At 37.7% G+C, this 7,451-nt stretch carries 2 protein-coding genes and 1 pseudogene; all 3 read right to left on the bottom strand.

The genetic code is table 11. From position 1 onward, the window contains the following. Window positions 1–2,380 (bottom strand): autotransporter outer membrane beta-barrel domain-containing protein (locus ACFINI_RS08285; RefSeq protein ID WP_375647617.1); only part of this gene is annotated, 2,380 nt, incomplete at its 3' end. 171 nt (window positions 2,381–2,551) lie between these two features. Further along, window positions 2,552–3,278 (bottom strand): annotated as a pseudogene (locus tag ACFINI_RS08280) (autotransporter outer membrane beta-barrel domain-containing protein); the annotation flags it as partial. A 686-nt stretch (window positions 3,279–3,964) separates the two neighbouring features. Continuing rightward, a complete protein-coding gene (locus tag ACFINI_RS08275) occupies window positions 3,965–7,375 on the bottom strand; it encodes an autotransporter outer membrane beta-barrel domain-containing protein (RefSeq protein WP_375647615.1) in 3,411 nt (1,136 codons plus the stop codon). Between the last annotated feature and the right edge of the window lie 76 nt (window positions 7,376–7,451).

Genomic DNA, 7,451 nt, shown 5'->3' with positions numbered 1-7,451 from the left:
CAGCATGAAATAAGGCATTTGGCAAAAGAAGATAAGTTGGAACCTGTGGAACAACAGCTCTAATTTGGAGATTAGACGAAGGATTAATAGGGGCAGAATCCCCAGATGGCTTTGGTTCAACAGGGGTAGAAGGAGGAGAAACAGAATCTGTAGATGAAGGAGATACCGGAACAGAGGGCTTAGATGGCATAACCTCATCCGTAGAAGTCTCAACTGGAACAAATGGTGCAGGCATAGGCACAGCAGAAGGATTTTCTGGAACTGTTGGTACTGAGGGAGACGGAACTGGTGCAGAAGGAGTCAGCGTCGAATCCGTAGGGATAAATGTTTCAGACGGTTCAGATCCCTCAGGCAAAGAAGGTGTAGATGGTATAAGTGGAGGCTCAACAGAAGGGGGTTGTTCAGGTGAAATAGTCTCTGTTGGTCGTTTAGAAGGAACCGTCTCTTCTTCAGATTGAGGAGGTAAAACTGTAGACGTTGGCTTAGAAGCAGTTTCAGAAGAATCTAATTCAGGACCAATGTAAACACTTTCGAGACGAAAATCCCAAAAATCCCCTTCTCCAACAACCAATCTATTCTTTGGATCTGCATTTCCAGAAGAAGAACTTGGACCATAGACACGAAGTTTATATTGATAAGGAAATCCATTCACCGTAGTATAACTATTGGCTAACTTAAAAGAACTTTCCTCTGCTGTCCCAGCAACTTGAACAAGTGAAATACTTTGACTTCCTTTATTGCCAGCTTCTCCTTCTAAGGTTTTGGAAAATTTCTCCATCATGAGCAGTGTACTTCCCAAAACATTCCCGTAGATCAAAATACGATCAGTTTTTTGAGGATTAAACGAGCCGTCATTATTCACAAACGCACTCATCTTAATCTGCACATTTCCCTTTGCATTATAGGCTTCTTTATCATACTGTATCCCCTCTATTGGATTTATGTCATTTAGATTACTTCCTTTCTCAATATATACTTTTCCAATATATAGCGTTTGATAATCTTGAGATATAAATTTATCAAAAAAAATTGTGCTATCAGAAATGCTTATAGACGAAAGTAATGAATCTACAGGAAGAGATTCCTGCAAATCTGTATGTTTCCTTTTGGTGAGATACCATGCAGAGCCATTTGTTAATTCTAAGTGAACAGTTGATGCATCCTCAACACGAATACCCCCTGTAAGGGTAGAATCCTTTGCTTTCACCAATAGAGAAGAATTATTTTGAGCCTTTAACAATAAATCACCAGAGATCTTTGTCCTTTCTGTTAATTCAATAGTAGCTTCAGCTCCATAAATATCATCCCCCGTACTATAAATGGCAATACCATCAGGAACTGAAAAAGCTGTCTGTGACAAATGCAAAGATGCTTCACCCCAAACAATTTTTTCTACTTTTGAAAGTTTTTCACTCCCTACCTTAAACATATCACCCCATACATCTGGACCTAATCCATAAAAATACAGACCGTATACTCCCTCACCCTGAACAGAAATATTGTTTTTTTCTATCTTAATACTTGTCTTTTTAAACTCATTTGATGAAGCGTATTCTTGAACCAATTTACCTTCAGCATCTGCATAACCTGCAAAATTCGTAATCAAGAAGCCATGCATATCAGTGAGCTGAATAGAATCACCACGCAAATGAACATCACCACCCTGTGATATGTCAAAAGCTCTTGGAAATTCATCAATAGTTTCATTATCAACTACAATCGTATGTTTCTTACCTTTTCCCTGAATATTGGTTGTATCAATAAGATATTTTCCCCCAAATTGTGTTGAAAACGCACCAATCTCATGAAAAGTAATAGTACTGCCTGACATCCTAACGAATGCATCAGAACTACTCACAAATCCAATCCCTTTTGCATTCAAATTATCTGATACAATATCAATATTTACGCTCACTAAAGCAATATCGGTTTTTTTTCCTTCTGCACATACAGCTTGCAAACTACCTTCAATCTTCCCTCTATTCATCACAACTTGCCCGTTCTGAACACGAAAACCGGACATATCCTTAATATTTGAATTGGTTAGAACAAGCTTGCCATCATCTTTTACAGATGCACTATATAAAAATGACTGCTTTGGCCTATGCGAGATAATATTTGTCTCTAATAAATTTAAAACAGTTCCCTCTTTTTCTATAGAGAAGACAGCAATAAAATCATCTAGAGAAGAGACAGAAGGAGTATAATTTTTATTACTTATCGTATGTTTTTTACTATCGCTATATGTAAAAAAACTCCCTGATACATTACAGGAAGTTCCTAAATTATTAGGATTCGCATTAACACTCACGATTGGCAAAAAAGAAACAATAGCCGTTGTAATAAATAAAAATCTATACCCGCTTAATACATTAACCATAACTTTATTCCCAATTTGCCTTTCTCCCCTGTTAGTTAAAAATAAAAAACATTCCCCATAACATTAAGTTAAACACACTAAAAATAGCAAGTATAAAACTTAAATAATCACTTTATACTTCATAAAACACTCTATAACTTATGTAAAAATTACTCTATATTTCATAGGCACCTAAAAACGATAGTATAAACCGCCTGAAAAAATAATCCCTGAAAAACCACCTTTTCTAAGGCAATGCTGATAAGTTACATCTCCATGCAAAGCAGAGTTTGAAGACAACTGAGCCTTCAATCCCATTCCAGTTTCTAGAGAAGAGCCAAAAGCGCTTATTGGAATTCATCTCCAAACCGCACACGTTGTTTTCCTCTAAAACTAATGGCAAGCTGAAGCTTGCAATTGAAAGAAACAACAAGAGCCTCTTCAGAAGCAGCAAGCATCTTTCTTAAAGACCACCAACACGCATCACCCATAAATCAAGTTTTCCCATCTCAATATCAAAACCATCAATATCAGACGCCTTATCAAACCGCACATTTTGATAAATAACCTAAACCTGCGGATCAAAAATAACCCCTTTATGCCCTGTCATAAATGACTTGCCCGCAATCAATGAAGCACTCAAAGGTGTTTCCTTCAATGTTGCTGTCTTGCCTCTTGCTTGCGTGAGAACATCCCCTTTAAATAAACCATAGGAAAAAAGGACATCTATATAAAAGCCTGTATCATGCTGCATGCTGCCATATACTGTAATAGACCATTTATCAAATGTACTTTTTTGCTTTCTTTAACATCTTGAAGTTGTAGAGAGTTTTTTTCCATTATTCTTCATTATTCCAGAGCTCAAAGTGTGATGTGTATCCTCAATCGCATTGAGCAAGACACTTGCCTCTATACCATGAACATCAGAAACCTGAATCTTACCTTCATCAAAGGAAAGAACCACCCTGCTTCACACCAAACACAGATTGAGATAACGTAGCATTTCTACCACTTTTCTTTTCGCCATTTCCTGTAATAGAACTCTTTTTAAAAGAAGTTTTATTATCTTTTGACACAACCACTGCTGATGTAATCTTCTCAGATCTCTTTAATTCTAAAATTCCATCAGTTCCTGAAAGCCTTTTTCCCCTTTACTTTTTTGCGGCTTAATAACTATGTTATGAGCTCGTATTGTAAAAATAACACCTGTAGTCCTCCTATCCAATCCACTCATATATAACTTATTACGACTTCCAAAAGTACGAGAAGCATCAACTGTATCACACGAATACGACTTAAAAAGAGAATTACACGAGGGGTTATAATCTTCTGCACTCACATCTATATTGTGCACGAAGAAAGAAATAGAGGTCGTAAGAGAACACACACATAGCGTTTTAGTACTTTAATCATAATTTAGTCTAAACTTCCTTTATTTTATTCATAAAAAACTGAAAAGACACACCTAGTTCATCTACTTATTATGTACCGTTACATATAATTTGTTTTGTATTATATGTAAAGTCAAAAATCAGAAAAACGACACAACAAAACCATGTTTTGTGCTTATGTCTTTCACAAAGGATGTATTAAAGAAAAATACAATTAAAAATGATAACTTAATCCACCAGAAAAATGCGTTCCGGAAAAGCCGTCACTCGTAAATTTATGCTGATAAATCAGATCGCTATGAAAAATAATTTTGGGAGATAATTGCGAAAAAACACCAAATCCAGCTTCTAAAGAAGTCCCAAAGGAACCAAGCTGGAAGGCATCTTTAAAATATACAAATTGTTTATCATCAAAACTACGAATGAAATGAAGCTTACCATAGAATGAGAGAACATGTGCATCTTTATCTTTAGTAAATGTAAGTGTCTTCGTTAAATACCCACCAATACGCATCCCCCAATGATCTGGACTTCGCATATCAATATTAAAATTATCAATATCACGAGTCTTATGAAACTGGAGATTTTGATAAACAAACTGAACCTGTGGTTCAAAAATAAAATATCGGCTGCCTATCATAAACGTTTTACCAGCAATTAAAGAAACACTTAGGGGCTTCCCTCTCAATGCAGCCGTTTTACCTCGCTCAAGTGTGAGAACATTTCCATTAAACAAACCATAAGAGAAGAGACCATCCATATAGAGCCCCGTATCATGCTGCATGCTTCCATATGCTGTTATTGTCCATTTATCAAATATACTTTCTTGACTTTGTTTAACCTTTCGAGGCTGCAAAGAAAGCTTGCCATAATTTCCCATAATCCCAAAAGATGTCGTACTGTATGCACTTTCGATTTTCTTGAGTAAAATACCTGCCTCTAGTGCATTATAATCAAGCTCACCGCCATAATCACCATATTTAAATGCAGACAAATTTGAAGTATAATGATGATGTCCACCGTAACCGCGCAAAAACAAAGCGGGATTTTCATCATTTTTCAACAACCGACCAGGAACAGTTCGCAGCGCTTGCAACTGCTTGCTTTGATTACTGATATCCATCAATCCAGCATAAAATAAGGTATTTGGCACAAGAATATAAGTCAAAACCTGTGGAACAACGACTCTCACATTTGGCTCAAAATGAGAAGAAGGCTCAAAAACAGATGCCGGAACAGAAGAACCAGACGCAGGTGGAGTAACAACAAAAGGAGTGGGTGAAACATGCGGCGGAACAAGTGAACCAGATGCAACTGGGGAAACAACAGAAGGAGTGGGTGAAACATGCGGCGGAACAAGTGAACCAGATGCAACTGGGGAAACAACAGAAGGAGTGGATGAAACAGATGACGGAACAGGTGAACCAGATGCAACTGGGGAAACAACAGAAGGAGTGGGTGAAACATGCGGCGGAACAAGTGAACCAGATGCAACTGGGGAAACAACAGAAGGAGTGGATGAAACAGATGACGGAACAGGTGAACCAGATGCAACTGGGGAAACAACAGAAGGAGTGGGTGAAACATGCGGCGGAACAGGTGAACCAGATGCAGGTGGAGAAACTGGATTAGATTCAGCAATAGCGGGAACAACAGGTGCAAGAGAGGAAAGAGGATTGGGGATCTCAAGTACAAAAACATCAGATACATTAGGTGTGGTCGTAAGATGGGAATCCCTATCAGGAGAATCTACAGGAGAAGAAAGACTTGGCTCCTGAGACTTTTGCTGAGAGTTAGAATCAATAGAACCATCCTCACCTCCAGTAATATTAGGATGAATTTTAGAAAAAGAAGGAATATCATCAGAAGAAGGGGGGACAACCAAATCAAGAACAGGAAAAACTTTAGTGGAATCAACAAATTGACTTTCAAGTCGGAAATCCCAAAATGTTCCAGAGTTTTTAAGCACTCTTTGATTGGAATCTGCCGCCCCTAAAGCAGAGCCTGGACCATAACTCTTAAGATGATACTGATAGGGGGAGGCTTCAAGTGTGACATACCCCCCCTTTAACTGAAAAGAATCTTCCATGGCTTTTCCATAAACCTGAATAATGGAAATCCCCTGATTATTACCACCATCTCCCGTCAATGCCCCTGGACTTCCAGGAATCTTATAAACATGAACTGTTGTTTTTCCTTCAAGATCACCATTGATTAAAAGCCGGTCAGTTTTTTGCTCTTGCAGAGCTCCGCCTTTATCCAAATATGCATTAAGATAAAGATTCACATCACCGTGCGCTTTATAGACAGTCCCAAATCCTTTTCCAATGAGAAGTGTCTGATAACCATTTGTTTTTTTAGATTTTAATTCTTCAAAAACAAGAGAACTATCCGTAAGATTAACCGAAGAAATAGAAGAATAATCTTTTAACCTAGAACCAGAAGCATCAGAATTTTGCAATTTGTCATATTTTGGTCGCGATAAAATCCACTTTGAACCATTTTTTAAATCTATCTTAGCTGTAGAACTTTCATCAACATGTGCGCCTCCTACAAGGGTAGAAGCATCAGCCTCAATCTTTACATTAGAACGCTCAACAGCTTTCAGGAGTGAATCTCCAGAAATTTTTGAATTTTGTAAGAGTTTAACAGAACTTTCGAATTCACGACTATAAATAGCCGTACTTTCTGGAGCCATAAAAGTTGTCTTTGTCAAATCGACAGTCCCTTTTCCAGGTATAATTGTTTTTTTATCATTTAAGACAGCTTCCCAAAAAAAGTGCATGCCATTAAATCCATTCCCTCTCACAAAAACATTGGAATATTTTATATGAGCAGCATTATGGTTATTCCCCTGCACTACAATGCCATGAACATTGTCGACATTAACGTTTCCCTTCTGGAAATTAAGAGAGCCTTTCCCCTGAAGCATACTAAAAGCAGAACCTTCACGATGATTATCTGTATTTGTTTCCTGTTTCCCCCTCCCAGTAATAGAAACGCCCTCTAAATTAATTTCTCCATCTCCTCCTGTTTGAACACCAATACCATCAGCAAAATCAATTTTTCCTCCTTTCATATAAATTTTTGCACCATTATGACTCAAAAGACCTATCGCATCAGAAGATGTCTTAATCTCTGTCTTGGTCAAAGAAACAAACGACCCTTTACCCCCAACACTGATCCCCATTCTGGTTGCTTTAATCACCCCATCCTGCATTTCAAAAGCTCCCTCCTCATTGACATCGGCCCCTATCGACACGTTATTTAACATGGAATCAAATAGAGCAACGCCTCCCCCATTTGAGGACTTTACAGCTGTTGTCCAAGCGTTTGTTTCTGAATGTCCATGTGCATTCGAAACACCGTTAATGATTATAGCCTCTCCCTCAATGACTGTATTTTTCCCTGATGCCTCTATGGCAGCATAAGAACTTTCACCCGTAAGTTGATAAGTTTTCTTGGTAATTTCATGCGTTTTACCATCATTACAGCGATAAAATGAGGCACTTTCGTTACATGAATATGGCTTCTTCTCAGAAGAAATCTCACCTGCATCAGTATTGTATACAAAGAAAAAAATAACCGTTGTAAAATGATATAAAGAGAGATGATTTTTAAACATAATTTTCTACAAACTTTCTTCCCCTTCTCTAAAAACAAAAAACACGCGTTCTGTTTAATAACTTTGGTTACGCGTG

This window comes from Bartonella sp. AA56HLJMS (assembly GCF_042197145.1).
Classification (GTDB): Bacteria; Pseudomonadota; Alphaproteobacteria; order Rhizobiales; family Rhizobiaceae; genus Bartonella.
The sequence above is the reverse complement of the archived record's forward strand: the minus strand, read 5'-3'. Positions and strand labels throughout refer to the sequence as shown.